At 40.0% G+C, this 1,366-nt stretch carries 2 protein-coding genes; both read right to left on the minus strand.

What is annotated here, in order from left to right:
* Nucleotides 1-754 (minus strand): RNA-guided endonuclease InsQ/TnpB family protein (locus tag GPK81_RS14960; protein WP_252196673.1); only part of this gene is annotated, 754 nt, incomplete at its 3' end.
* 17 nt (nucleotides 755-771) lie between these two features.
* The gene (gene tnpA, locus GPK81_RS14965; RefSeq protein WP_202030833.1) at nucleotides 772-1,182 is read right to left on the minus strand and encodes an IS200/IS605 family transposase; all 411 of its coding nucleotides are present in this window, start codon (nucleotides 1,180-1,182) and stop codon (nucleotides 772-774) included.
* Nucleotides 1,183-1,366: the final 184 nt, after the last annotated feature.

The following is a 1,366-nucleotide window of genomic DNA, read 5'->3' on the forward strand; positions in this document are numbered from 1 at the left end:
GTTTTATTCCCTTCACAGACTGCTGTCCATACCATTGTGCCTGCACCCTTGCAATCTCTTTATGAAAATATCTTTCCAATGCAAGATATCTTCTGCCCAGGATAAATGTATTCCCATTCCCGGAATCATAGCATGTCATAAGATTATGAAGTCCCAGATCAACTGACAGATAGTGTCCATTCTGCGAAAGTTCTTCCCTCTCTGAAATCTCATAAACAACTATAACTTTACATTCACCTTTTTCCGGTGGGTAGATCCGCAACTGTTTGATCTGATCCATGCCCCTGAAAATCTTATTTTCAAGATAAAGAAAGTTCTCATGGATCTGATACGTTTCTTCCATATATCTTTTTAATGCTTTTGGAAGGGACAGACGGACTTTTTCTGTGTCCCATTCATGTACAATTCCCATCTGCATATAGGTAATGGGGATACTTTCCTGTTTAAACCGCGGTGGTCTGGGATTCTCAATCCCTCCGGATCTTTTCAAGGCGTAAAAAGATTTCCATGCTTTATCCAGCAGCTTGCAGACTTCCTGGGCTGTCTGAGATGGAAGCTGTTTATACCACAGATCCTCTCTATGGGATTTTTTCTGATAATACCAGTCCGGGTATTTCTCCATTCCCATTTCTTTGTAATGCTGACGTTCGTAATTACAGACATTCCAGAGCTTGGATGCCGCATAACACATATGTCCGATGACGTTTGCATATTCCTGACTGACCTTTATGGATGTTTTCTTTGACAGCAGCATTTCCCACCTCTATGATCTCAATAAGCTTTACTCTGATGCTCAATATATCTGCGGATATTTTCTTCCGACACAGACCCGACCGTTTCCACATAATAGGAATGGTTCCACAGCTCTCCTTTCCAAAGCTGTTCTCTTATTTCCGGAAAACGTTCGAATAATTTCCTGCCGGTGATCCCTTTCAGATATTTCACGATCGCAGTTATGGATAATTTGGGAGGAGCAGACACAAAACAGTGCACATGGTCTCCTTCCCCGCATTCAAACAAATGGACGGTAAAACCTTTATCCGCTGCGATCTCCTGCACCAGCTCCTGAAGATATGCTTCAATCTCCGCATTCAATATCTTCCGCCGGTATTTCACTGACCATACCATATGGTAATTAATATTGCACACACAAGTGCGATAATGTATAAGATTCTCCTTCATACATATAGTATAGCATAGTATTAAGAATATCACAATAAAATGCCGAACATATTTTCTTTTTTAATAAAGCTGGATACAGCATTTTTTAGTAAAAAAATAAATATATTTTACTTATAATGTGCAGATATGCACAGTTTACGCTTTCATCTCGGCAATTGAATTACCGAGGATTCCCGCTTATCTT

This window comes from Blautia sp. MCC283, from assembly GCF_018785565.1.
Taxonomy (GTDB): Bacteria; Bacillota; Clostridia; order Lachnospirales; family Lachnospiraceae; genus Blautia_A.

Excerpts from the sequence above, each read along its gene's own strand:
- tnpA (WP_202030833.1), bottom strand. The coding sequence starts at position 1,182 with ATGAAGGAGAATCTTATACATTATCGCACTTGTGTGTGCAATATTAAT.